The sequence below is a fragment of the Vibrio sp. Vb0888 genome (assembly GCF_033338835.1).
Taxonomy (GTDB): domain Bacteria; phylum Pseudomonadota; class Gammaproteobacteria; order Enterobacterales; family Vibrionaceae; genus Vibrio; species Vibrio alginolyticus.
Genome location: NZ_JAWOTL010000010.1, coordinates 126,633 through 151,712, shown reverse-complemented (window position 1 = coordinate 151,712; position 25,080 = coordinate 126,633). Strand labels below are relative to the sequence as shown.

General features: G+C 44.3%; 22 protein-coding genes. 7 read left to right on the top strand and 15 right to left on the bottom strand.

Annotated features, from left to right (window positions below; translation table 11 throughout):
* Positions 1–77: 77 nt before the first annotated feature.
* The 3 genes from R7P72_RS15440 to R7P72_RS15430 all read left to right on the top strand — a co-directional run bounded on the left by R7P72_RS15440 (position 78) and on the right by R7P72_RS15430 (position 3,236).
* Complete coding sequence (locus R7P72_RS15440) at positions 78–2,228, top strand: serine/threonine-protein kinase (protein WP_005375928.1); 2,151 nt, start codon at positions 78–80, stop codon at positions 2,226–2,228.
* Between the two features lie 446 nt (positions 2,229–2,674).
* Positions 2,675–3,010 (top strand): Hpt domain-containing protein, encoded by a 336-nt coding sequence (locus R7P72_RS15435; RefSeq protein WP_005375918.1) that lies wholly within the window; start codon positions 2,675–2,677, stop codon positions 3,008–3,010.
* A gap of 34 nt (positions 3,011–3,044) precedes the next feature.
* A complete protein-coding gene (locus tag R7P72_RS15430) occupies positions 3,045–3,236 on the top strand; it encodes a hypothetical protein (RefSeq protein ID WP_005375916.1) in 192 nt (63 codons plus the stop codon).
* 70 nt (positions 3,237–3,306) lie between these two features.
* On the opposite strand, the gene R7P72_RS15425 is transcribed toward R7P72_RS15430, so the two are convergent.
* From R7P72_RS15425 to R7P72_RS15410, 4 genes are all read right to left on the bottom strand, one after another.
* Entirely contained in the window at positions 3,307–3,768 is a 462-nt protein-coding gene (locus R7P72_RS15425) for an ATP-binding protein (protein ID WP_005375914.1), read from the bottom strand.
* Entirely contained in the window at positions 3,749–4,978 is a 1,230-nt protein-coding gene (locus tag R7P72_RS15420; RefSeq protein WP_213906878.1) for a PP2C family protein-serine/threonine phosphatase, read from the bottom strand. Before R7P72_RS15420 ends, R7P72_RS15425 begins: the two co-directional genes overlap by 20 nt.
* 29 nt (positions 4,979–5,007) lie before the next feature.
* Complete coding sequence (locus R7P72_RS15415) at positions 5,008–5,268, bottom strand: hypothetical protein (RefSeq protein ID WP_017820228.1); 261 nt, start codon at positions 5,266–5,268, stop codon at positions 5,008–5,010.
* A 220-nt stretch (positions 5,269–5,488) separates the two neighbouring features.
* The gene (locus R7P72_RS15410) at positions 5,489–6,103 is read right to left on the bottom strand and encodes a glutathione S-transferase family protein (protein ID WP_005375905.1); all 615 of its coding nucleotides are present in this window, start codon (positions 6,101–6,103) and stop codon (positions 5,489–5,491) included.
* Positions 6,104–6,387: 284 nt separating this feature from the next.
* On the opposite strand from R7P72_RS15410, the gene R7P72_RS15405 reads away from it, so the two are divergent.
* A complete protein-coding gene (locus R7P72_RS15405) occupies positions 6,388–6,963 on the top strand; it encodes a TetR/AcrR family transcriptional regulator (RefSeq protein ID WP_005375904.1) in 576 nt (191 codons plus the stop codon).
* Position 6,964: 1 nt separating this feature from the next.
* Positions 6,965–7,369, top strand: coding sequence for a PPC domain-containing DNA-binding protein (locus R7P72_RS15400; RefSeq protein ID WP_005375901.1), 405 nt, complete (start codon positions 6,965–6,967; stop codon positions 7,367–7,369).
* Between the two features lie 98 nt (positions 7,370–7,467).
* Here the strand turns inward: R7P72_RS15400 and nirD are convergent, their stop codons facing one another.
* The 11 genes from nirD to R7P72_RS15345 form a co-directional block, all read right to left on the bottom strand.
* On the bottom strand, positions 7,468–7,803 hold the full coding sequence (gene nirD / locus R7P72_RS15395; protein ID WP_005375895.1) for a nitrite reductase small subunit NirD: 336 nt from the start codon (positions 7,801–7,803) through the stop codon (positions 7,468–7,470).
* Entirely contained in the window at positions 7,804–10,323 is a 2,520-nt protein-coding gene (gene nirB, locus R7P72_RS15390) for a nitrite reductase large subunit NirB (protein WP_213906879.1), read from the bottom strand.
* Between the two features lie 10 nt (positions 10,324–10,333).
* Complete coding sequence (locus tag R7P72_RS15385; protein WP_005450080.1) at positions 10,334–11,170, bottom strand: ABC transporter ATP-binding protein; 837 nt, start codon at positions 11,168–11,170, stop codon at positions 10,334–10,336.
* An 11-nt stretch (positions 11,171–11,181) separates the two neighbouring features.
* Positions 11,182–12,147 carry an ABC transporter permease gene (locus R7P72_RS15380; RefSeq protein WP_213906880.1) on the bottom strand — a complete coding sequence of 322 codons (966 nt, stop codon included), beginning with the start codon at positions 12,145–12,147 and terminating at the stop codon, positions 11,182–11,184.
* Between the two features lie 72 nt (positions 12,148–12,219).
* Positions 12,220–13,584 (bottom strand): CmpA/NrtA family ABC transporter substrate-binding protein, encoded by a 1,365-nt coding sequence (locus R7P72_RS15375; protein ID WP_130545592.1) that lies wholly within the window; start codon positions 13,582–13,584, stop codon positions 12,220–12,222.
* A 265-nt stretch (positions 13,585–13,849) separates the two neighbouring features.
* The gene (locus tag R7P72_RS15370; protein WP_065275353.1) at positions 13,850–14,431 is read right to left on the bottom strand and encodes an ANTAR domain-containing response regulator; all 582 of its coding nucleotides are present in this window, start codon (positions 14,429–14,431) and stop codon (positions 13,850–13,852) included.
* A gap of 73 nt (positions 14,432–14,504) precedes the next feature.
* Positions 14,505–15,422: a dienelactone hydrolase family protein gene (locus R7P72_RS15365; protein ID WP_009704599.1), complete on the bottom strand. Its 918-nt coding sequence runs from the start codon at positions 15,420–15,422 to the stop codon at positions 14,505–14,507.
* Between the two features lie 229 nt (positions 15,423–15,651).
* On the bottom strand, positions 15,652–16,605 hold the full coding sequence (locus tag R7P72_RS15360; protein ID WP_065275354.1) for a glycosyl transferase family protein: 954 nt from the start codon (positions 16,603–16,605) through the stop codon (positions 15,652–15,654).
* Positions 16,602–17,507 carry a uroporphyrinogen-III C-methyltransferase gene (cobA, locus tag R7P72_RS15355; protein WP_065275355.1) on the bottom strand — a complete coding sequence of 302 codons (906 nt, stop codon included), beginning with the start codon at positions 17,505–17,507 and terminating at the stop codon, positions 16,602–16,604. The genes R7P72_RS15360 and cobA overlap by 4 nt, the downstream gene beginning before the upstream one ends.
* Positions 17,508–17,527: 20 nt before the next feature.
* Positions 17,528–20,191, bottom strand: coding sequence for a nitrate reductase (locus R7P72_RS15350; RefSeq protein ID WP_213904515.1), 2,664 nt, complete (start codon positions 20,189–20,191; stop codon positions 17,528–17,530).
* 292 nt (positions 20,192–20,483) lie between these two features.
* Positions 20,484–20,918, bottom strand: a complete 435-nt coding sequence (locus R7P72_RS15345) for a GNAT family N-acetyltransferase (RefSeq protein WP_005375870.1) — start codon at positions 20,916–20,918, stop codon at positions 20,484–20,486.
* A gap of 379 nt (positions 20,919–21,297) precedes the next feature.
* Here R7P72_RS15345 and R7P72_RS15340 point away from each other — a divergent pair, with 379 nt between their 5' ends.
* Both R7P72_RS15340 and R7P72_RS15335 read left to right on the top strand, forming a co-directional pair.
* On the top strand, positions 21,298–22,554 hold the full coding sequence (locus R7P72_RS15340; RefSeq protein ID WP_017820237.1) for an aromatic amino acid transport family protein: 1,257 nt from the start codon (positions 21,298–21,300) through the stop codon (positions 22,552–22,554).
* Between the two features lie 610 nt (positions 22,555–23,164).
* On the top strand, positions 23,165–25,078 hold the full coding sequence (locus R7P72_RS15335) for a tetratricopeptide repeat-containing diguanylate cyclase (protein ID WP_213906881.1): 1,914 nt from the start codon (positions 23,165–23,167) through the stop codon (positions 25,076–25,078).
* The last annotated feature ends 2 nt before the right edge of the window (positions 25,079–25,080 follow it).

The following is a 25,080-nucleotide window of genomic DNA, read 5'->3' as shown; positions in this document are numbered from 1 at the left end:
CGAGAAATTCTAACATAATGACTTTTCATTGAGCAGAAAGGTATATATTCCCCCATCATTTATACGGAGTTCTTGTGATGGAAGACAGTAATAAAAACAATTCTATAAATAACGAAGAAAGCGGAGATAAAACTAAAATTGTAAAGACTCAAAAACGAGACAATGCAGTTAAATCAACCAAACTCACTAATAATGAAACCTCCGTTAAAAATAAAAATGAAACAAATACAAAACTGTCTCAAAAAGAAAACACTCCGTTAGTTAATAAGAAAAAAAACAATAAAGATGACTCATTAAATAATAACAAAGATGTTATTAACGAAAGCTTAATAGGAGCGACCGTTAAAAATCGGTATGAAATTGAGTCGGTTATTGGACATGGTGGGCTTTGCGATGTTTACTTAGCTAAAGATAGGATTCTTGAATCTTCAGGTTCAGAAACACCCTACGTTGCGTTAAAAATATTACAGAAAGAGTTTGCTTCTCAACCAGAGACTGCACGCATGTTAATACGTGAAGCTCAACAAACTCAAAGGTTAAGCCACCCTAATATCATTAGGGTTTTTGATTTTGGTGTTGATGGCGAAATATACTTTTTAGTTATGGAGTATATTAACGGAGAAACATTAGAGAGTTTAATACAGCGTTCTAGGCCCCATGGGCTGAAGTTTAATGCAACTTTATCAATCCTAAATCAGGTACTCGATGCACTCTCATATGCTCACTCTCTTGGTGTAGTGCACGCCGACCTAAAGCCCGCTAATGTGATTTTAACGTCTGAGGGTAACGTTAAGTTGCTTGATTTTGGTGTATCTAAAACTCATCAATTAAAGCAGGATCAATATGCGGCTAAACGTAAATCCGAAAATGTTGAAACGCTTGGTTATACTCCCAACTATGCATCACTCAACCTGTTATCCGGTAAGGAACCGAACTTAAGCGACGATATGTTTGCTCTATTTTGTATTGCTTACGAGCTATTGAGTTGCAAACACCCTTACGCAAGAACTCCAGTTAATGAAGCTCTCAAAAAGAAGATCAAGGTCTCTAAACCAACTAACATGCCTGCATCTAAGTGGCAAATATTTTCAAGCGTATTTTCAACTGGCATCATTCCGAACGAGCTGACCCCTGAGCAGTTGAAACGCAAATTGAATATGCGCTATTGGCCTATCGCTAGCGGCGCGGCAGCGAGTATATTATTAGTTAGCGGCATTGTATTTGGTTATCAGCAGCAACAAGAAACCATCGCCAATTTGGAAACCGTTATTAGCAAGCAAAATGATCAAATTGCCGGACAAGAGTGGCAGCTTGATACGCCAGCAGAAAAAAGTTTGGCACTGATTGATAGTGAAAAAAGCTTACATCCAGTCGTTAAGGCTGGCTTATTACGCTTACACAAGACCTATATTCTCAGCGAGTTTGAATCTGAAATTGATCAGGTTTTGAATTCTGATGCCAACAACTACCCGAATTATGATGAAATTGAGTCCATACTTGATAAAGCAAAAACCTACTACCCTGACTCACATAAAATAGAAGTTCTTGCCTTAGATATTCAGTCAAGCAAGCACTCCACTTTACTTTCGATAGCAAGGCAAATCAACAGTCAACTTGAAAAGTCTCGGTACAGTAAAGAAGACGGCAGTAAATCCATCTATGAGCTCAAGGATGAGTTAAATCAGATTCATCAAGGTTATCCTTTCACGCCAAGTTCGTTATCTAGCGATGTTTTCGGTCAGCACCTCACTGAAGCACTCCAAAAGAAAGACGCAGCTGCACTTGTTGCTCTTATTAAGGTTGGGAACACCTTCTTTTCAAACGTAGAAGAGCATCAAGAGAACTTACAGATAAGTAATGCGATGAAAGATGCAGTGCTGGAAATGAAATTATATGAGACAGCGCTAGATTCCAACAGCCCTCTACCGTTTCCAGAAGATGCCGCTAGAATCCTGTTCCAAAAAGAGTTTGAAAACTTTTATTCTCGCCTAGAAAAGGCAAGGACGACAACTCATCTCGATAACTTGGTGAAGGATGTGGATCTGTTCTCGAAAAACTTTCCTATTGGTTTTCAGGATGTTAACGATTTAAGATTCAAAACTGCTGATAAATACTTACGCTTCTCCGATATATTACTTAATAAGCGAAGGACTTCAAGCGCAAGACGCGCTATGAAGAAAGCCAACGAGCTTATGAAGCAAATAGAACAGGACTCTAAGCAAAGCTAGTAATACAAAAGGGACGCGAGTCCCTTTTTTGCCGCAGATCACTTGCCAATATGCAACTAGATTGCTAATTTATACTTGTACTTAATGAGGAGAGTTAGCCTTGACTGAAGGAATAGTCAAAGTTGGCGAACGTCGGGCGTCCGTATGTAACGATAGCCTTAAACTAGGACTGCAAGACACTTACCGACTCGGCGTTTTACTTGGAAACGTCCCCTTTGCTACTTGTGTTAAAAACACGCGAGTTGAAGTTTTTTCATCCCTACATTTCGACCATTGCCGTTTGGATATAAGTCAAAATATCTTTAACAATGACTTTCTTTTTGTAAGTTTATCTCAAGCGACAAGCAAACTATTTCTGCTCAAATACTGGTTATGCCATTCATACCTTCGGCTAAGCCTTCATTATCCGAAACATTCCTCTACCGCAACGTTTAATAGGGGTATACATGATTAATTTTGATGTTCTCAATACATACATGGATAACGACGTAGATCTGATCGTCACTGTTTTTTCTACATACCTTGAAGATCACACGAATGATATAGAGCGTATAGATGAGCTATATACAAGCAGATGTTGGTCAGAACTCTATCTATTAGCGCATAGTTTAAAGGGCATTCTAGAGAGTTTCGGAGAAGACACCGCGGTCATTGCGTTTCAAAGAATAGAAGAAAAAACCAGAAACGATACAGCGCCAGATAGCTCAGATATAGCTATAGTTACTGAAGAGCTAGCTGCAATTAATCAACAAATCTTCGCTTACTTGAAGAATATGCAATAAAGAAATTCAAGGCTTAACTGGGGGAAATATGGCAATGAATAATAGCAATTTCAGGGAGTTGATTGAGTCTCTCAAAGACCTAACACCAACTCAAAAAAGGTACTTACTTAGCCGTACAAAGATGGCGCTAGATGATGAAAATAATATGTTAAACATCAGTGATATTCTAACACCAGAAGAGTTGGAGGCGTTACTATCACCAGCACCAACAACGAATACAAAATAACAATGATATACAACGCAACCGTCAGATTAACGCTAGGGACCAAGTGAAGCAAATCGACTTTGCTTGGTTGTTAGTTTCTCTCCCAATTCCTTTTCACTACAACAAACGTATTGTTTTCGAAACCTTTTTCCAATTTAAACAGGTCAGATAATTGAGCGACTAACATCAGTCCGCGACCAGAGGAGGACCAACTATCGTCATCCATTAAGTTAGGTGCCTCAATCTGTTTATTTTTATGTTGGATGAACGTCTTCTCATTGATCGGCGCTCCGCAATCAGAGACTCTCAGTTCCACGAAACCGGATACTTGGTCATCCCCAACCCTACACTCCACTTCAATTGGCAGGCCTTCTATTTCACTGTAAGAATGAATATAAGCGTTATTCATGAGCTCAACGACACAAAGCTCCAATGATTGAATTGCATTTAAGGGGATTTGATGACCCATCAAAAACCGAACAACGTCTTTGCTCGCACTTCGTGAGTGAGTAAGGGAGCTCCCGTAAGTTCGTTTAAATTCGCTCTTTGACATTCTTTTCCTTAAAATCGAGCCTCTCACCATGCCATTTTACCTGTAAAAGGCTGGCATCATCATCAAACTCATCTTCGTTGTGCCAAGATTGTACTTTTTTAAAGACGTCTCCCACTTGATCTTCAACTGGCAGCGTGCAAACAGCTTTTATACTCGATGCCAATCGTTGTAGTGAAAACATCTCCTCACCCTGCCTCGCTTCAATCAAACCATCCGAATAAAGCCACAATGCATCGCCCTCATCTAGACTAATTTGGTTACCGCTATATTCTATCGGCTGCATTGCACCAACGATAAAGTTATCGTCACCTATCTGTTCCATCGTGTTCGTACTCGCTCGCCAAACTAAGATCCTGGGGTGGCCAGCCGTGCAATAGCTAAGTCGCCCTGATTTTGTGTTAAGAATGGCGTAAGCCATAGTAAAGTAAAGTTGACTGTTTCTAGTTTGCTGATAACGCCGATTTAGCCGTTCAATCACAGATGCAGGCTCACTTACGCAATAGCCGTCATCTCTCAACTCCATCGTGATCGAATCAGGCCCCTGACTTTGAGATAGCGTCTGTTGAATAGAAAAAGCCATCAAAGCTGAAGAAATACCATGACCAGAAACATCAAATACATAAAACGCAACATGTCGTTCATCGAGCTCCAAATACCCCAACATATCACCACCAATCTGGGAGCATGGTTTGTAGACATAGCTAAAATTTACATTCTGAATAGTTGATTCAGCAGGGAGTAGTTGCTCCATCAGATGACTAGCAGACTGTAGGTCTTGGTGAATTGTTTGATAGGCCGCATCTAGCTCTTTATTTCTCTCAACGAGTTTGTTGTGCAGTTCTAAAGTACGAAACCCCGCACGGATTCTGGCCTGAAGTTCCTCTACAGACGTCTTCTTATCTACGAAATCATCTGCGCCAGCATCAATGCCTTTCACGATCGAACTTTGGTCATTTCTAGAAGACAGTAGAACAAAGAAAATGTAACGTTCGCTAACTTTAGATTTTAATTGGCGACACAATTCAATACCATTAATTCCAGGCATCATTAAATCACTCAGCACAAACTGAATATCAGGGCGGAGGGTTAGCACCTCAAGCGCCGCTCTTCCGTCTTCAACTGCAACCACTTCATAGCCCTGCTTTTCCAATGCACTGCTGATGTAAAGCAGTACTGTTTTACTATCATCGACCAAAAGAATGGGTTTCATCTTCCTCCTTAATACGGTTGCTTTACTGGCTAACGCAAAACACTAGTCACTGACTGCTCATTTCTAAAACGGCTGTAGTCTTCGGCTAATAATTGGTGTTGATATCGAGTGTAAGACAACGCTTCATTAGAAATTAGTATCTGATGCTCTTTTTCGATTAACTGACTTTGCAGCCTTTCAATCTGTTCATTCTGCTGTGTGTAATTGAGGTACAGTGCGAATAGACCAAAAACCGAAACCATTAACAGGGCGATTAGAATATTATTGATAGTTTTCACTTGAATACTCATGACCTCTCCTTGTCTATTATTAGACTTTCCATGATGAAAGAGAGCGTCTACGGACCAAGAGCCCAAGGCTCTAAAACGCAACGAAGCAAATTGAGGTTGTTTTTCCAATTATAGGCGATAGGAGAAAAAATAAGAAAAATCTGAAAAAATTTGAATATCCTGCTGAGTTAAGAATCGGTAAGGTGGTAGCAGCGAGCTATCATCCACTCGCTGCAATACATTAACTCTGAAATGCAGGTCTAGCTAAAATTTGGTTATACCATCGAGCAATGTTTGGCGACGTCGATAGCACATCAATTTCTAGGCCTTTAATTGCGAAACTGATCAAAATAAAGCCTGTTATATCGACGATAGTAAAATGGTCTACGGCGATAAAATCATTATGTTCAAGGCGCTTGTCTAAGACAGGCAGAAATTCGTAGACGCGTTGTTTTGATTCTTCGCCCCATGCTTCAACGCAACGTTCTCTGTCTCCATAAACTCCGGTCATGTTTCGAAACGCCTGAAATGCCGCATTTAGTCCTTGGAACTCCACCACACGATGCCACATTTCCACCTGAGCACGTTCGAGCTGGTTAGCACCAAACAGCGCCAGATCATTTTCAAACGCTTCATCTAGGTAGCGACAAATCGCCACGCTTTCACAGATCGTCGTACCATCATCCAGTTCCAGCAGAGGCACTTTGCCATTCACGCTTTTCGATTTAAACGGTTCAGATAGGTTATCGCCCTCACGAACGTTCAGCGCAATTCGCTCAACCTCGCCACCGATTTCCTTCAGAAAAATGCTAACTCGCTTACAACTTGGAGTCATTGCGGTTTCATAGAGCTTCATTTCACATCCTTTTATCTTTTTCTAACCGATTGGTTAGGATATACTGTAGTCAGTTTATAAACGATCAGTCAAGAACTTCACTATCAAAAATTTTCAAACAGTTGTGGGTCTGTTTGCTGAGCGAGATTTTTGATGCCGTTTGTGAGTTCACATGAATTTGGAGGCTGATACCCAAGCATAGATGGGTATTCATCATATTGGTTCAGTTCGAACGCTAGAGGTTCTCTGTACCATCCCTCCAAAGCAATTTAATTACCCGATAAGCAGACCCAGGCAGGTAATTTATGGCAAGAAAAGCCAACTTCGACCGAGATGAAAAGCTTCTCGTGGCTATGGATGTGTTTTGGCGCAAGGGCTTTGCGAACACGTCTATCTCGGATCTCACCGACGAGTTGAACATCAACCGCTTCAGTCTTTACAACACCTATGGTGACAAGCAACAGCTCTACTACGAAGCGCTCGATACTTACTTAAAAAAGGTCTCGCTACCGTCACTCAATGATTTGGAAAAAGACGATGCGTCTTTACCTGAGTTAGAATCGTTCCTTAAATCTTTTGCTGAGCTGCAGCGCAAACGGAACTGTGGGTGCTTTATTCAAAATGCGTTGATTGAGCACGCTGGCGAAGACGATGATGTACTGCGTAAAGGGCATTTTTTGTTTGACCATCTTATCGACATCATTGCGGATGCGCTGACCAATGCGCAAAAAGAAACCTTAGTGCCGAAAACGCTGAAACCAGAAGAGCTCGCTCGTTTTGTTCTCAACAACATGCAAGGCATGCGCGTACTTGGCAAAGCCAAACGTTATGCCGATTTGGATACGGCGCTTTCCTGCTTGCTGGTTTTGATTAGGAAGTGACATGTCGATTGAAGTGATAGCAGTACGTCTTACCAAAGGCATGGACTTAAAGCTGAGCCTAGCGAAATTGGTCGAGCAGCATGGTATCAAAGCAGGCTCGATTGCCTCATGCGTTGGCTGTACCTCTTACCTCAACCTTCGTTTGGCAGGTGCAGAGAGTACGTTAACCAAACAAGAGCCATTTGAAATTGTCTCTGTGATGGGAACCCTAACGGCTGAACATCAACACGTTCATATCTCGGTGTCTGATCGTGAAGGACGAGTTTGGGGTGGGCATTTGTTGGAAGGCACAGTGATTGATACTACCGCAGAATTGATCATCCATTCTTACTCAGAACTTGAGTTCACTAGAGCGATGGACGACTCGACTGGCTATACCGAACTACAAGTGAATCCTTGCGAATAATTAAAAGCTCCAGAGCCTTACCGTGTGGTCTCTGGAGCTTTATCCGCTTATCTCTTACGCTAAGAATTTACTCATATCGAGCAGGCAAATTTCTAGGATCATTCTTCGACTAAATAACAAACCTGATTATCGTCGACCGTTACTTGCCAAGTTTTTAGACAGTACGCTTCATCTTCCAAACACTGCCCACTCTTTAAACTGAAATGCTGTTTGTACAGTGGTGATGCAACACACATCTCACCATCGATATCACCGACAATCCCTCGACTCATCACATAAGCCTTACCAATTGGGTCCCAATCTTGAACGGCATAAACACCACTATCAGGAATGTAGAATAACGCGACATGCTCACCTTCAATCAATACAGTGGCACCGATAAACGGCATTAAGTCATCAAGCTGACACAATTTCACTTTGGTTAAAGCTGCCATTTACACCTCCTGTTTCACCGGAATACGCTGACCGCGCACACGTTGGTACGGCAAGACTTTGCTGCCCGACGTGCTGTTCAAGAAAGGACGGAAGCGTTGCAATTTCTGAGGATTATCCAGCGTACTCTTCCACTCACATTGATAGGTATCTATGACTCGCGCCATTTGCTCATCCAATGAATCACATAGGTTGAGAGAGTCATCCAAAATCACTTGTTTAAGGTAATCTAGGCCCCCTTCCATGTTCTCCATCCACACCGACGTACGCTGCAAGCGATCAGCGGTGCTGACGTAGAACATCAATACTCGGTCAATCATGGTGATCAACTCTGATTTGGATAAGTCAGATGCAAACAAATCAGCGTGTCTTGGTCTCATGCCGCCATTCCCGCAAACGTATAGATTCCAGCCGTTTTCGGTGGCGATCACCCCAATGTCTTTACTTTGCGCTTCTGCACACTCTCGAGTACAGCCCGATACGGCAAACTTAAGCTTATGGGGCGCTCGCAATCCTTTGTATCGGTTCTCTAACTCAATGGCTAATCCGACCGAGTCATCAACACCATAGCGACACCAGGTAGAACCGACACACGATTTCACGGTGCGCACCGATTTTCCGTAGGCGTGCCCTGTTTCAAAACCAGCATCGATTAAGGTTTGCCAGATTTCTGGGAGTTGTTCTAACTTCGCGCCAAATAAATCCACGCGCTGACCGCCAGTGATCTTGGTGTATAGATCGTATTGCTGAGCAACTTCGCCTAGCACGATAAGTTTGTCTGGTGTGATTTCGCCGCCCGGAACACGAGGTACAATCGAGTAAGAGCCGTCTTTTTGCAGGTTTGCCATAAAGGCATCATTAGAATCTTGCAGAGATTGATGTTGAGGCTCCATGATGTGTTCATTCCACAAAGAAGCGAACACAGATGCCGCTGTCGGCTTACAAATATCACACCCATGCCCTTTGCCATGCAGTGCAATTAAGGTGTCGAAGTCTTTGATTTGTTCCACTTTGCAAATATGGAACATCTCTTGGCGACTGAGCTCAAAGTGCTCACAAAGGTGGTTGTTAACCTCTACCCCCATGGCTGCCAGTTGAGTATCCAATACCGACTTCACCATATTGCTACACCCACCACAGCCAGTACCGGCTTTGGTGTTTGCTTTAAGGTCCGTCAGGTTGGTGGTGCCAGCTTGTATCTCGGCAACTAAGTCACCTTTTGTGACGTTGTGACAAGAACAGATAATGGCGCTGTCTGGCATCTCTCCATCAAGCATTCCGGTATCAAACAGCAGGTTCGCCGCGTGGTCTGGCAGGACCGTTTTGTTCAAATAACACTGCAAAAGCGCATCGTAGTCACTGTTGTCACCAACAAGAATTGCACCAAGCAATTGGGTACCACTCGCATCAACCACCAGCTTTTTGTAGATGCCTGCGACCGCATCTTGCAAGACCATTTCTTGAGCGCCTTCGGTTTGCATTTGTGCATCGCCGATAGACGCCACATCCACCCCAAGTAGCTTGAGCTTGGTGCTCATGTCTGCGCCTTTAAAACCTTCGCTTGGCATACCAGTCAAGACATCGGCAGTGGTTCTCGCCATGGTGTAACCGGGTGCGACTAAACCAAAGATCTTCTGCTCCCAAAGAGCACATTCGCCAATCGCATAAATATTCTCATCGCTGGTTTGGCATTGGTTGTTAATCACAATACCGCCTCGCTCGCCTACTTCTAGCTCAGCCATTTTTGCCAGCTCATCTTGAGGGCGAATCCCTGCGGAAAAGACAATCACATCCACTTCGAGAGGATCTTTGTCTTTAAACACCATGCGATGCTTAGCCGTTTCACCATCGCAGATTCGTTCCGTACCCGTTGAGGTGTGAACGGTTAGCCCTAGCGCCTCAATCTTCTCTTTTAGCACTAAGCCAGCACCATCATCTAACTGTACGGGCATCAGGCGAGGTGCAAACTCAATGACGTGAGTTTCTAGCCCCAACAGTTTGAGTGCGTTTGCCGCTTCTAAGCCCAACAAGCCGCCGCCAATCACTGCGCCTGTTCTTGCACCTTCACATGCCTTTTTGATTTGTGAAAGGTCATCAAGCGTGCGGTAGACAAACACGTTATCGCGGTCTTTACCTTCAATTGGCGGCACAAATGGGTACGAACCAGTAGCGAGCACAAGTTGGTCGTAACCCAGCACATCTTCACCATCAAGCAGAATGCGCTTTTGCTCTCTGTCGATGCCTGTTACTTGGCTGCCAAGTACGAGTTGGATGCCATGCATGTCGTACCATTCTTGGTTACTCAGCATCAAATCATCATGAGACTTACCCGCAAATAAAGAAGAAAGTTGTACACGGTCATACGCGATAAAGCGCTCTGCACCAATCACGGTAATTAGGTGCTCCAAATGCGCGTTTTTCTGCACTAATTGCTCGACGAGGTGTTGCCCGACCATACCGTTGCCTACCACAACGATGTGGCTCAATGCGTTCTTTACTGGAATCGTTAAAGGACTGTTCATCGCTGCCTCCTTATGCCGTTTGCGCTGCGGTTTTGGGTTTGTCTTCTTTCGAAGCAGGAATCTCGACTTTGGATTGCTTCTCGTAAAGGAACTTCAACACCGCTTGTCGACACTTCTGATACTGCGCATCATCCGCCAGTGCTACACGCTCACGAGGGCGAGGTAGATTTACTTCTAACACCTCTCCAATGGTTGCTGCCGGTCCGTTAGTCATCATCACGATTTTGTCGGATAGCAGCACCGCTTCATCCACGTCGTGGGTAATCATGATGACGGTGTTGTTTAGCTCGGCTTGAATCTTCATCAGTGCATCCTGCAAATGCGCACGAGTTAACGCATCCAACGCGCCAAATGGCTCATCCATCAGTAGAACCTTTGGTTGAAGTGCCAGTGCTCTCGCGATGCCGACTCGCTGCTTCATACCACCCGAGATTTCATCGGGCTTTTTGTGCGCGGCATGCTGCATTTGAATCAACTCCAAATAGTGGTTCACTTGTTCCTGAATCCACGCTTTGCCCTTTTTGCCGGCAATTTGTTTTACTGCAAGCTCAACGTTTTGATACACGGTTAACCAAGGCAGTAATGAATGGTTTTGGAACACCACTGCGCGGTCAGGTCCTGGTCCAGCTACTTCTCGTCCATCGACGATCACGCCGCCATCTGTTGGCATGTGTAGCCCTGCAACTAAGTTCAATACCGTTGATTTACCACAGCCAGAGTGACCAATTAGGGATACAAACTCGCCTTTATTTATTTGTAAATCGACGTTCTTAAGCGCGATGAACTCGCCATCTGGCGTTGGGAATCGCATCCCTAAACGCGTTAGATCTAATAATGCTTTTTCCATGATCTTTTCCCTTATCTCAACGCTTGTTGTTTATTCCAAGACAACCACTTTTGAAGTTGCAGCATGCCTCTATCGAGCATCAAACCGATAAAGCCGATGGTGATGACAGCCACCATAATACGACCCAATGATGCCGAGCTGCCGTTTTGGAATTCATCCCAAACGAACTTGCCTAACCCAGGGTTTTGCGCGAGCATTTCTGCCGCAATCAACACCATCCAAGCGATACCTAAAGAGAGACGTAAACCTGTGAAGATCATTGGAATGGCAGAAGGTAAAACGATAGTGCGAATGTGCTGCCACCACGAAAGTTGAAGCACTTTGCTTACGTTGATTAAGTCTTTATCAACGCTTGTTACACCCACAGCGGTGTTAATCAGCGTCGGCCATAAGCTACACAGCGCCACAGTGATCAGGGAGTTAATGAACGACTTAGCAAACATCGGGTCATCACTCACGTAAGTGGCACTCACCACCATGGTAACGATAGGCAGCCAAGCTAAAGGTGATACGGGCTTGAGCAGTTGAATGATTGGGTTGAACGCTTGATACAGCCCTTGATTAAGACCAAGCACGATGCCAAGCGGAATCGCGATAACCGTCGCCAGCAAAAAGCCCGCAGTTACGGTCACTAAGCTTGTTATGATTTGGTCGAAGAACGTCGGTTTACCTGTGTAGGGACGAATCTTCACTTCCGCGTCCGGATTCTTGGCTAACTTCGCAGCATTACGTTTTTCCTGACGTTCGATAAACGCTCGTTCCTTTTCTCGCTCTTGCCAATGGTCATCGACAAGGTTGCTGAACTGCTGAAAAGTTTGCACAGGTCCCGGTAGCGTACCTAATGAAGTTTGCACTTCTCTCGCTGCTAAGTGCCACATTGCCAAAAAGATCAGCAAGCCAATGACGGGCAAAAGCACCAGCCGACTTCGGTTCACTACCTGCTTAGCAGGAAACAGGGAAATGACATTACTAGACATACTCACTCCTAAGAAATTTACATCCTTGTTGCCACAAGCGAATTCCCTCGCCTGTGGCGTTTATCGTTATGGTTAAACCTTGTCTTTTCCTTTAAGCCCGATAGAGAACTTCTCTAGATATTTATTTGGCTCGCGACCGTCATAAACGATGTTGTCGATAAAGTGTGTTTGTGGCGCACGGAAACCATCTTCAGCACTAAAATCTGGGAAGTCTTTTTTGCTCAACACACCATCTTCAATTAGCGCTTGAGCTGCTTGTTTGTAGATATCTGGACGGTAAACCTCTTTCGCCACATCCATGTACCAATCATCGGATTTCTCGCTTGAGATTTGTCCCCAACGGCGCATTTGAGTCAGATACCAAATCGCATCGCTGTAATACGGATACGTGGCGTTATGACGGAAGAACACGTTGAAGTCTGGCACGTCTCGTTTGTCGCCTTTCTCATATTCAAATGTGCCCGTCATTGAGTTGGCGATAACTTCGGCATCGGCTCCGACGTATTCGCTTTTTGATAGCATCTTCACTGCCTCTTGGCGGTTGGCATTGTCGTTTTCATCTAACCAATGTGCCGCTCGAATCAAGGCTTTCACTACGCGAATGTGCGTGTTTGGATACTTCTCAGCCCAAGCTTTAGAAACACCAAATACTTTCTCTGGGTTGTTCTTCCAGATCTCGTAATCGGTCACGACTGGTGTACCAATGCCCTTGAACACAGCTTGTTGGTTCCATGGTTCGCCAACGCAGTAGCCTTTGATTGTGCCCGCTTCCATTGTGGCTGGCATTTGTGGTGGCGGTGTAACACTCAAAAGAACGTCAGCATCCAACTGGCCACTGTTATCGCCTGATTCTGGTGCGTAAAAGCCTGGATGAATCCCGCCTGCCGCTAACCAATATCGCAACTCATAGTTGTGCGTCGATACCGGGAACACCATGCCCATGTTGAACGGTTTGCCTTTATCCAGATAGCTGTCGACCACAGGCTTCAGTGCATCCGCTTTGATTGGGTGAACAGGTTTGCCATCTGGTTGTTTTGGAATGTATTGCTTCATCTGCTCCCAAGTATCATTGGAAACCGTGATTGCGTTGCCGTTCAAATCCATACTGAACGCGGTAATCACTTCTGCTTTTGTGCCGACACCAATCGTTGCGCCCAATGGCTGACCAGCAAGCATGTGCGCACCAGCAAGCTCACCATCGATGACTCGGTCTAAAAGCACCTTCCAGTTTGCTTGCGCTTCTAAAGTGACGTACAAGCCTTCGTCTTCAAAAAAACCTTTCTCATAAGCAACCGCCAGCGGTGCCATATCGGTTAACTTAATAAAACCAAACTTCAGGTCTTCAATTTCTGGCTCACCCAACTCTGCCTTTACGCTGACCGTGGTGAATACCGATAACGAAATTGCTGACACTTTCAGCATCGAACTCCATTTCATTGGTTTGCTCCCATAAAAAAAGCGCCACTACTCCGAAGAGCAGTAGCGCCGTTGCTAAGTCTACAATTACCGCCGTTGATAATTGAGATAAGCGATTCAACAATAAACCCAATTCTACTAATCCAATTACTGTGCCAACTTATTTTTCACAGTAAATACAATGAATTAGTTTATTCTACCGTTTCTAATTCCCTGTTATTGCTTGCTGATAGTGCAACACGCACCACGTTAGAAAACGCACCCTAACCCCAAAGAGGTAGAGCGACTAATCCAACACTTCCAAAGTAGTTATCAAATTCTTGGCAACTTGTGCGAGCGTTTGGCTCGATTGCATGGCTGAATTTCGTAGCGCTTTATAAGCCTGTTCTTCATCAACGCTGTGCATCTTCATCAGCAGCCCCTTGGCTTTTTCCACCAGCTTGCGCTCTTCGATCTTAAAGGTCAGCGATTCAATTTTCGATTGCATACTTTCGAATTTCGCTCTCACTAGTGTCGCATGTTCAATCCAAGGCTGAAGCGCAAACTCACTATCGTGCGGCATGAGCACATAGTCCATTTTTTCTGATAACCGATTGATATCATTAGATGATAACTGCTTTAAGACGATAAGAAGTGGTGCCGATTTTCTGCGGCAGAAATCGACGATCAAACGCAGTTCCGCGGTTGGTTGCTGCCATCCAACCACAACGCTTGCCGACGGTTCTCGTTGCATTAACGTTTCTAGTTGTGCCAATTGGCAACCGATGATGTTGTCGTAATCTTTGCTCAATAAGCCGGACAATCGAGCCTGCTCTTGTAGGCTATCACAGCACACTATGATGGGTGTTTTTGACGTTGATTGAGTCATGCACATTCCTTGTTTATATCTCACTCACTAAGAGAGACATAACAAGGAATGTGCCAACTAAAGCTGAAGCGTTTTAACTAGAGGCAAGATGTTCTTTGAAGAAGCCGAGTGTGCGCTCCCAAGCGAGTGCTGCTTCTTCCGGTGCGTAGCGTGCTGTTGAGTCGTTATGGAAGCCGTGGTTGACGTTCTCATACATTAACGCTTGATACTGTGCGTCGGTTGCGATCAATTGCTGCTCATAAGCAGGCCATGTGTCGTTAACACGCTTATCGAGCCCTGCAAAGTGAATCATCAACGGCCCTTTGACTTGCTTTTGGATCTCTTGCGCCGCTGGCGTTCCATAGAAAGGCACACCTGCATCGAGCTCTTCTGGCATTACCGCTGCAAGCATGTTGACAATGTATCCACCGAAGCAGAATCCAACCGCGCCCAATTTACCGTTGCCACCCTCGTATTGTTTGAGGAAGTTAGCGGCTGCAATAAAGTCTTGTTCGATCTTGGCTCTGTCCATCTCTTTCTGCATGGCGCGACCTTCATCGTCGTTCCCCGGATAGCCGCCGAGTGGATAAAGTGCGTCTGGAGCGAAAGCAATAAAGCCATCTTTTGCAAGTCGTCTTGCGACATCTTTGATATAAGGGTTCAGACCTCGATTTTCATGAATCACCAACACGGTCGGCGATTTTAAGGTCTTCTTCTGTGGCATCACCAAATAACCACGCCCTTCTCCATGCCCATTTGGAGATGGAAAGGTTTCGTAAGTTGCTTTGATGTCAGGATCGTTAAATGAAACTTGTTCTGCCAGTGCGTAATTCGGGGTTAGCGCGTCGACCAGTGCTGTCATGCTAAAGCCAAGCACAGCAAGGCCACCCAGCCTATTTAGAAACTCACGGCGCGAGATTTTTCCGTGGGCGTATTCGTCGTACCAATCGAAGGCTTCTTGCGGGATCGGATGAGAAGCCTTTTCACTAGGAGTGGTATGCTTTAGAACCATTATCCATGTCCTCTGTGTCTTACCATATGGGATTTTCTCATTCTCAAACGCGAAGCGAGAAACGAACGCGATTGAGGCTAAAACTGCGGTTTCACCACTCTGATACGGAGCAACGTGGTGAAACACATCATTGGCGAGCTAGGATCTTTTACCTTCTTCAAACAATAGATAATGGATTCAGATTCAACAACTTTGCGTCGTTGGTTTTACATTAATTGACAATAGTATCTTATTGCTGGCCGCAATAGGCTTGCCAGTAAGAGAAAGCTCGTTCGAATGCTTTTTCCCTGTCATGCATTTGTGCAAATAGCACCACTGTCATGGTGGCAAGAACCGTATTTGCCATTTGGTTCATGTCGTCTTCTGACGTTCCAAACGGGCAGTTTGCAGGCATTGGCACCTCAGACAGCATTTGTTCCGTCCAGTAATGCGATGTCACGCCGCTTGTTTGGCTTAACCATACTGTTTGGCTTACTTTCGGGTTGTATTCTGACTCACCCGATTGTCCTTTGAATGACACAACAGCGTGAGCGGTTTGACCGATCTCGTATTCGACTTCAGCATGAAGTTGTTGGAAACCAGGATGGAAGCTACCACGAATACCAACCGTTGCTTGCCCCGGATTCAATGCTCGAACCACGGTATTAATCGGCGTTCTAAGCCCATAACGATTCTTCCAACCGATCATGGTTTCTGCTTGTGGAGCAAATGCGCTGAGCGGTAGATACACGATGTTTTGTGTTTCTAAGACACGCTTTGCTTCTTCTGCTGATTCCGCTTTCTCGATAGCAAACTTGTCGAGGTAATCTTCTGCGTGTAAACGTCCAGATTGACGGTCGTGATAGCCATGCATCAGCACTTTATGACCATTATCGGCAAGGATCTTCGCTGCTAACAGGTGCCAAGGCTGACCCGCCGCTTCACGTTTGCCTGCGTAACATGGCCAGTCGATGTCTGCACCAATAGCAGGCATGCGGGATTGGAATGCTTTCACAAAGCCAGCGATTTCTTGTTGAGTCTCGTTTTGTACGCGGATCAGCATCAGCAGCATTGCCATTTGATCATCATCGCACTCTCCGTTTAGGTATTCATCCATAACTCGAAACGCTTGGTCAAAGTTCAGTGGTTTTCTACCACGTTCGCCACGACCGACTGTTCTAATACATTCCAAAATGCTGCTCATATTCCCTCGTATTCCGTCACTGACTGTACGGTTTCTATTAGTTGTTCGCGCAGTTTGACAACTTCTCCCATCACAATCAATGCTGGGCTCACGCCTTTAAGTGTAATCGATAAATCATTGAGCTGATTGAGTTGTGTAACATGCACTTGTTGTTGAGGGCTGCAACCATGAGTGATGATCGCGACTGGAAAATCTTCTCTCAAACCAGAGCCTATTAAACCCGTTTGTATTTGCGATGACTTTTCTAACCCCATATAGAAGACTAACGTTTGTCCGCTTTGCATCAGTTGGCTCCACGCTTCAAATGCGCCTGTTACCACTTGCCCCGTCACAAAGGTAACGCTACGAGCAACGCCACGATGAGTCAGCGGAATCAAGCTGTTTGCTGAACATCCAATCGCAGCGGTAATGCCGGGAATGACTTCGTACGCGATTGAGTGTTTGACGAGTGCTAACGCCTCTTCGCCTCCACGGCCAAATACGAATGGATCTCCCCCTTTTAAGCGCACAACTCGCTTTCCTTGTTGAGCGAGCGATACCATCAAATCACAAATTTCTTCCTGACCAATGCTAGGTTGTCCGCATCGTTTGCCCACGTAAATCCAATCGGCTTGTGGCGAAGCCAACTCCAAAATATCTTTGTTCACCAAACGGTCGTACAGCAGAACCTCTGCCGACATAATCGCTTTCACAGCCTTTACCGTTAACAATTCAGGATCGTGCGGTCCTGCTCCGACGATCGAGACAAAACCTTTGTGGTTCGCGTCGAGGTCTACTGAATGGTCTTCTAAAAGTTGGTTCAGTTTGCTTGCTTGGTCATGCTTAGAAAAGCGAGACGAGCGTTCTTGTTTCTGACTCGCTTGTCCTTTCTTAAACCAAGACTTTTGATAAGGCGCTTCCATGTGCTTATCCTCTTTATGACTTACATTATTTGAATAGCCAAACTTTGCTGGTTCGCTTGCTGTTTGCCCTTTTGATGCTGATGGCTGTCGACCATTTGTTTGATTTGAGAGACGCACGAGCCACAGTTAGTACCGCATTTGAGTTTGTTTTGAAGTTGGGTCACTGACGTGCAGTCTTGTTTCTCCATCGCGTCATGTATTTGTTTATCGGTAACGCGGAAACAGCTACAAACCAGTTTGGCACTGCTTTGCGATTGAGTGATGGTAAGCAGTTGCGATAGCTCCATCGGCTTGCCAATCAAGCCGGTAAAGTTGGTGTAGTCGGTTTGAATCGGTTCACTAGACACCACCAAAACAGAGCGAATGATACGCACGTCTCCAACAAGGTCATAGTCCACCGCTAGCCAACCTTGGGCAATATCTATCGTAATTCTGCGGCTCTTTTCCGTTCGACAAAAACTCTGCTTCTTTGGTCGCTTATCATGTGCAAAGCGCCAAATGCCCAAATTGCTTTCTGCTTGAAATGCGCTGTAGAGAAATTTAACGGAATCAAACTGTGTACCGATGAACATACCGTAGGTTTTGACCGCGGCGTCTTGCACTTCAACATAAGACGACTTAAATGCAGGCTGCCCTGAAATAGGGTCTTTTGCGCTGTTTACTATCGCATTAACACTGCTTTCACCGCCATATCGACCCGCCCAGTGCATTGACATAAACAGCTCCTGAAAACCCAAACCTTCATCAATGGCAACTTTGGCATAAATACCGGTGTTTGAAGCAGGCTGAAACAGCTTGGTGAGCTGTCCTGCTTTTAAGCGATTTTGAGTGGCAGAGAGCGTGTTCATGTACACGGTTGGTTCTAACTCTGAGGCGGCAAGGTGGGCGATATGCCCTGTGCGCGTCATGGTATGCCATTGGTCACGTTGCCTGCCCGTATTGAGCCACCAGCCTTTTGTTCTTTCTAAGCGCGTTGGAGATTCACTGGTCACGACAAAACGCGCTTTTCCATCTGGGTGTGAATAGACGCCATCAGCAAAAGGGCGCTCTCCTCCCCATTGTGTCGGCACCCACTCTTCGTATTCTTGCTCGGTTAAGTTGGCGTATTGAGAAAGATCTAGCTTCAATGGCGAATCTGCATTCATGCCTGTCATCGTGGCATATTCCCTGAATACCGCCCGCTCAGAAGTAAACGCAAAGCCATTTTGTGTCTTTTCCAATGCACACAGAGCTTGCCCGACTTGGCTTATCGTCCACCAATCTGATTTTGCTTCACCCGGAGGCGTTTGAAACTGGCGCTGCCTTGAAAGTCGACGCTCAGAATTGGTCACCATGCCTTGCTTCTCCCCCCAGCCAGCGGCGGGTAGCAATAGGTCCGCGTAATGCGCTACATCCGAATCCGCTGTGATATCGGAAACAATCACAAACGGACAAATCTCTAGTGCACGTTTTACCAATTGGTTATCTGGCAAAGAGACAACAGGATTGGTAGCCATAATCCACAGAACTTTAATCTCACCACGTTCTACCGCCTCAAACAGTTCAACGGCTTTTAAACCGGGCTGAGTGGCAATTTCTGGTGAATCCCAGAACGCCTGCACTTGTTTGATAGACTCTGCGTCAAAAGCACGATGAACCGCTAACTGGTTTGCCAATCCACCGACTTCTCGCCCACCCATCGCATTGGGCTGACCTGTAATAGAAAACGGCCCACAACCTGACTTGGCAATTTTACCTGTCGCCAAGTGTGCATTAATAATGGCATTGCCTTTATCGACACCATTTTCGGCTTGGTTAACCCCTTGGCAAAACAGCGTGATTGCGGTTGGGCTTTGCGCAAACCATTGGAAGAATGTCGTGAGTTTTTCCTCTGAAATGCCAATGGAAGACGTTAGATTAGCGACACTGTAACGTAAATCAGAAGCTTCTTCTGCAAGCGCATCAAACCCGTCGGTATAAGAATTTATGTATTCAGAATCAATGCATTGCTGTTCAATAAGAAACTTGAGCAGCCCATTGAAGAGTGACACATCACCATCATTTTTAATCGGTAGATGCAAATCAGCTTGCTGCGCGGTGACCGTTTCACGCGGGTCAATGACCACCAGCTTGAGGTTAGGATTGCTTTCTCTCGCTTGTTGAATACGTCGGAATAAAACAGGATGCGTCCAAGCGGTATTAGCACCGCAAATTATCAATAGCTCAGTCTTATCAATATCGTCGTAATTGACGGGAACGACATCTTCACCAAATGCTCGTACATGAGCCGCAACCGCCGAAGACATACACAAACGGGAGTTCGTATCGATGTTTGCGCTGCCAACATAGCCTTTCATGAGTTTGTTGGCGACATAGTAGTCTTCCGTCAACAACTGGCCTGACACGTACATCGCGACGGATTCCGGTCCAAACTCTGCTTTCGCTTGATGAATCTTTTCTGCAATCAGATCCGTGGCTTGTTGCCATTGCACTTCTTGCCCTTGAGGTCGCTGCTTGGTGACAAGCTTTGGATACAGCAAGCGCGAAGGCATATTCAAGCTCTCTGCCAACGCGACACCCTTTACGCACAGTGAGCCCGCATTTGCAGGATGACACGCATCCCCAACGATTCCTTTCGCATTGACCTCGACACCACATCCAACACCACAATAGGGACAAGTGGTTTTTTTGCATCCTTGCGACATAACACCTCCAGTGCGATTCAGCCCAACTTACTAGCAAAAAAAAGCCTCTCCCGAATCGAGAGAGGCAGCAATGCCTTTAACGCTGTTAGTACATTTTCAAAAAGTAATACCCTATACCGCTCTCGCCTGCTATTAAGAGCGGCGCATCGAGTTATCGATGAACGTTTATGTAAAGCAAGTGAGGTGCCAATATTAAAAACCTTTACTATACAACGGGTTACATTAAAACCAATTATAGCAACATAATGCTACGCACTGATTGTGTGCAAATTTCGATCATTATCGTGCAGTATTACTTTACTAATTCCATGACTAACCTGGATTCTTCGTCACCAAAATAATGCGCTTCTTCTTCTAACGTTTTAAAGCCAAGGGAGAGGTATAAAGACAATGCAGGTTGGTTCTTAGGATCGACAGTCAATTTCACGCTTGAGCCTAACGTCAACGGCGCAATAACGTTTTCAAGGAGGGAACGCGCAATACCTTTACCTCTATGTTGAATATCGACGGCCAATGACATGATCCAATATTGATGTGCATTTGTGCTAGTCGTTAGCAATATATACCCTGCGACCTGCTCTCCCTCTTTTGCTACCAGTAAGCTCTCTCCCCAACAATCAAAAGCTTGCCGAAAGAAAAATTGAGGATAGGCGTGTTCTCCAAATAAAGTATTTTCGAGCTTATATATGGCAAATAAGTCCTCTTTTTGCGCAGACAAGATGTCCATTCAATGACTCCTTCTTTAACATGAATGGCAGCAGTATACCTAAATCTCATCTAAATGACGGGACACAAACATCTCAATTAAGTGCTTAAGAAATGTAATATTCTTCCTGAAAATTAGGCCTAACTCACTTAGAACATACATCCGTGATTAAGTTTTAACCACAAAATCAAAAACCACACAAGATGAAAATTTCAACACATACAACCATTAAACAAATTAAATTTAAGAACTTTATTCTGGTTTATTGAAAAATTCATAGTTGGATAATTTACAACCACCCCAAATTCACAGCATTATTCACCAAGCTTAGCGTGTGATAATAAACACTAAAACCTTTACCATTTTCAGCATTATTATTTTTATAAAAGCGAGTTTTAAAGTGAAAGAATCTCGAAATGCCTTAAATCCTAGTGAAATAAACACAACCACAGCTTGGTCAAAACATGATACACATTGGGTTCTTAGCCTATTTGGAACAGCCGTTGGCGCAGGCATCCTGTTTCTGCCAATTAACCTTGGGATTGGTGGTTTTTGGCCTTTAGTCGCGATGGCAGTACTTGCTTTTCCAATGACCTATCTTGCGCACCGTGGCTTAGCTCGTTTTGTACTATCTTCTAAGATCAAAAACGCAGACTTCACTGATGTAGTGGAAGAGCACTTCGGCGCAAAAGCAGGCCGTTCTATTTCACTACTGTATTTTCTTTCGATCTTCCCGATCCTGTTGATATATGGTGTTGGAATAACAAACACAGTAGATAGCTTCATGGTAAATCAGGCTGATATGGCTTCTTTACCTAGACCTTTGCTTTCTGGCGTACTAGTGTTTGCACTAATTGCTATTATGATGGCGGGTGAAAAAGTAATGCTACGGGCCTTTGCCATCATGGTGTTCCCACTTGTTGCCATTCTTGCCTTTCTATCATTTTACTTAATACCGAACTGGACCATGCCTGTCATGGATGTGCCAGAAGCGTCAGCTTTTGCTAGCACTATGTGGTTAGCAGTTCCTGTAGTGATTTTCTCGTTTAGTCACGCAGCTGCAATTTCAAGCTTTGCAAATGTACAACGTCGCCATTACGGTAAGCAGGCAGATGCCAAATCCGAAGTTATTCTTCGTCGCACTAGCATCATGCTGATTGCCTTTGTTCTTATTTTTGTATTTTCCTGTGTACTAACACTGTCACCTGAACAATTGGCTCAAGCAAAAGAACAAAACGTATCCGTATTGTCTTACTTAGCGAACGCAACCGATAATCCATTTATTGCAACACTTGGTCCTTTAGTAGCGTTTGTTGCTATCACTTCATCTTTCCTTGGGCATTTTTTAGGTGCGCGTGAAAGCTTAAATGGTTTAATTAACAAGCATTTTAACCTATCTGAGAAGCGTGTTGATCGTATCAGCGTGGCAGCACTGTTCTTCTCAATCTGGGCGGCCGCGATCATGAACCCAAGTATTCTTGGTATGATGGAAGCATTGTCAGGGCCTGTTATTGCAATGATCTTATTTATTATGCCAATGTTAGCGGTGTATAAAATCGAGGCGATGAAACAATATCGAGGAAATGTCTCTACTTACTTTGTTCTAGCAGCAGGCATTGTGGCGGTAAGTGCATTGATTTTTAGCTTCTTCAGCTAATAACTAAAGACTAGCTTGGATTTTCAGGGGAATACCTTACACAAGGTTAAGGTGATTCCCTGAATTTTCTTACTCTTTAAAAGGTAATCATCGTTACCCTTGACTCTTAAATAAGAGCGAAAACACCCGCAATCATAAGTACTGAAGCGATGCAGGTACGGCCGATAATGCCGAAGTGCGAAGGTTGAATCATTTCATTATGCATAGTTAATCTCCTATTTATTATAAAAGCCATTTTTTATTGGCTTAATAACACTATGTCTAATATCCAGTTTTTTAACAACCCATACAAACATTAAATATTTATGACAGAAACGTAATTTTTTACACTTCGCCCTGATTTTGAGCGATGAATCCGCGGCTTAAATCATTAGATTGAGTCCACCGAATATGCTCGCCTACCTGTCATCGTTACCTTATCTATACCATCGCCTAATCATTGCATAAGTTTTCAATAGATTTTGTTTTATAAATCATAATATTATAGAGATCCTTCTCGTATCTCACTCCCAAAACACTTTGCCACTGGGAATCCATCCGCACTTAACCAACAAGAAATGGTAGACTTAACTGGTATTCGGTTAAGAGATCACATTTTATTAATACGCTCATGCACTTCTCAATTAAAAAACTGGCTTGCGCACTTTGTACTGCACTTGGACTTTTCTTGCATCCCACCAACGTACTGGCGAGTACCGAAAAGCAAGCTTATCTGGAAGAACACATTTCAGCAGAAAGCAAGCCCATGTTAAAACTCTACTTTCGCTCGATGGGTAAGCCGCGATCAATTCAAAAAGATGAGTTAAATGCGCCACAGAATGCATCAGCGGAGTCTCTTGCTCTGTATTACTTTGCACGAAAGTACCTTAAGCGTTACGAAGGCGTTCCATTACCGAAAGATATGCCCGATTTAATCGAATTCGGTAAAAAGCACCATTTGGAATGGGTCGTCGCTGAAGCACAGCTCAATAAGGCTGTAACAATGATTGAGCAAGACGATAACTGGAACGCAGAATTGTTACTCCATGACGTTGTTTCTACAGCCCGTGATCTTGGTTATCTAGCATTAGAAGGCCGTGCTTACCGCTGGTTAGGCAATCTAGAAGTATCTCGAAATCAACTACGCAGTGGCCTAAAATATTATCGCAATGCCTATGAGTTATTAGAAAAAACAGTATTTGAAATACAAGTCGCGATGACACTGAACAACATTGGGACGGTCTACATCGACGCATCAGATTGGGCTCGGGCCAACAGTTACCTAACGCAAGCTCTCGACACTTACCTAGAGAGCGAATATCAATACGATAATAGCTTTTTTATGGGGGTTATCTACGCAAACCTTAGCATCGTTCACTCGAGCCTCGGAGATAACAAAAAAGCGGAATATTATTTCAATGAAGCCATTCGACTTTCAATGCAAACAGGGTCGGACACAGTCAAGCACCACTCTTTATCCAGCTTTTCACAAATGTTGAGCTCGGTAGGAAAAATTGATGATGCATTAATGGTCGCACAGCGTTGCGTAGACCTGCCCATTCCAAAAAATCTAGAAATGCTAAAAACGTCTTGTTACGAGGCATTTGCAGAGGCTTACCTCGCAAACAAACAATACGATAAAGCTATTACAACAGCGCTTAACGTTCTAGAACAAACCAAGTCAACCAGTGAATTAGAGCTGCGGCAGCGTATTGATATGCTTTCGGTACTGGTAAACGCTCATCAAATTCTTAATGACTATGAAGCCGCTTTTCATTATTTAACCCAATTAAGAGAGCTGGAGGCTGAGTTTTCTCATCATATTCACGGTGAAGAGATGATTAACATTAAGTTTGATCTCGAAGCTAAGTTAGCCCAGAAAGAACTCAAATTGCTAGAAACAAAAAATGCGCTACAAGCGTCTGAACTGCGTTCGCAGCGCTATCGAGAAATGTTCTACTTTATCGCTATTACGGCAATTGGTGTCGTTGGTTTTCGTTACGTACTGCGCGTTAGACGTCTTAATAAAGCACTCACTCAAGAAAATACTACCGATCCGTTAACTCAACTGCATAACCGTCGCTATCTTCACATTTGGCTGGACAAAATGGCTCGTAGAAGCCCAGATAGAACATTTGCCTTAGCAGTTTTAGATGTTGATCATTTTAAAACCTTTAATGATCAATATGGACACGATATTGGCGATAAAATGCTGACTCATATTGCCACGCTATTTAATGAATCCACTCGCTCTGGTGACCTACTCATTCGTTGGGGTGGAGAAGAGTTTGTCCTATTATTCGAAGTACAGCGAGCTGAAGATTGCGCTAAGTTTTTGGAGCGATTGAGATATACTGTTGAAAACACGCCATTGGTGGTTGACTCTAAACCATTAAACGCGACAATTTCCCTTGGAGCAGTGGACAAACTGTCGGCACAAATAATTAAACAAGAATGGGATCAATGGTTTTTCTTGGCAGACCAAGCTTTGTATGATGCGAAGCAAGCTGGTAGAAACCAGTTCGTCATTCATCCTACATCATAAAA

Excerpts from the sequence above, each read along its gene's own strand:
- R7P72_RS15410 (WP_005375905.1), bottom strand. The coding sequence starts at position 6,103 with ATGAAGCTCTATGAAACCGCAATGACTCCAAGTTGTAAGCGAGTTAGC.
- cobA (WP_065275355.1), bottom strand. The coding sequence starts at position 17,507 with ATGGAAGCGCCTTATCAAAAGTCTTGGTTTAAGAAAGGACAAGCGAGT.
- nirD (WP_005375895.1), bottom strand. The coding sequence starts at position 7,803 with ATGGCAGCTTTAACCAAAGTGAAATTGTGTCAGCTTGATGACTTAATG.
- R7P72_RS15350 (WP_213904515.1), bottom strand. The coding sequence starts at position 20,191 with ATGTCGCAAGGATGCAAAAAAACCACTTGTCCCTATTGTGGTGTTGGA.
- R7P72_RS15385 (WP_005450080.1), bottom strand. The coding sequence starts at position 11,170 with ATGGAAAAAGCATTATTAGATCTAACGCGTTTAGGGATGCGATTCCCA.
- R7P72_RS15400 (WP_005375901.1), top strand. The coding sequence starts at position 6,965 with ATGTCGATTGAAGTGATAGCAGTACGTCTTACCAAAGGCATGGACTTA.
- R7P72_RS15360 (WP_065275354.1), bottom strand. The coding sequence starts at position 16,605 with ATGAGCAGCATTTTGGAATGTATTAGAACAGTCGGTCGTGGCGAACGT.
- nirB (WP_213906879.1), bottom strand. The coding sequence starts at position 10,323 with ATGAACAGTCCTTTAACGATTCCAGTAAAGAACGCATTGAGCCACATC.
- R7P72_RS15375 (WP_130545592.1), bottom strand. The coding sequence starts at position 13,584 with ATGAAATGGAGTTCGATGCTGAAAGTGTCAGCAATTTCGTTATCGGTA.
- R7P72_RS15405 (WP_005375904.1), top strand. The coding sequence starts at position 6,388 with ATGGCAAGAAAAGCCAACTTCGACCGAGATGAAAAGCTTCTCGTGGCT.
- R7P72_RS15370 (WP_065275353.1), bottom strand. The coding sequence starts at position 14,431 with ATGACTCAATCAACGTCAAAAACACCCATCATAGTGTGCTGTGATAGC.
- R7P72_RS15435 (WP_005375918.1), top strand. The coding sequence starts at position 2,675 with ATGATTAATTTTGATGTTCTCAATACATACATGGATAACGACGTAGAT.
- R7P72_RS15345 (WP_005375870.1), bottom strand. The coding sequence starts at position 20,918 with ATGGACATCTTGTCTGCGCAAAAAGAGGACTTATTTGCCATATATAAG.
- R7P72_RS15430 (WP_005375916.1), top strand. The coding sequence starts at position 3,045 with ATGAATAATAGCAATTTCAGGGAGTTGATTGAGTCTCTCAAAGACCTA.
- R7P72_RS15365 (WP_009704599.1), bottom strand. The coding sequence starts at position 15,422 with ATGGTTCTAAAGCATACCACTCCTAGTGAAAAGGCTTCTCATCCGATC.
- R7P72_RS15335 (WP_213906881.1), top strand. The coding sequence starts at position 23,165 with ATGCACTTCTCAATTAAAAAACTGGCTTGCGCACTTTGTACTGCACTT.
- R7P72_RS15425 (WP_005375914.1), bottom strand. The coding sequence starts at position 3,768 with ATGTCAAAGAGCGAATTTAAACGAACTTACGGGAGCTCCCTTACTCAC.
- R7P72_RS15415 (WP_017820228.1), bottom strand. The coding sequence starts at position 5,268 with ATGAGTATTCAAGTGAAAACTATCAATAATATTCTAATCGCCCTGTTA.
- R7P72_RS15380 (WP_213906880.1), bottom strand. The coding sequence starts at position 12,147 with ATGTCTAGTAATGTCATTTCCCTGTTTCCTGCTAAGCAGGTAGTGAAC.
- R7P72_RS15440 (WP_005375928.1), top strand. The coding sequence starts at position 78 with ATGGAAGACAGTAATAAAAACAATTCTATAAATAACGAAGAAAGCGGA.
- R7P72_RS15420 (WP_213906878.1), bottom strand. The coding sequence starts at position 4,978 with ATGAAACCCATTCTTTTGGTCGATGATAGTAAAACAGTACTGCTTTAC.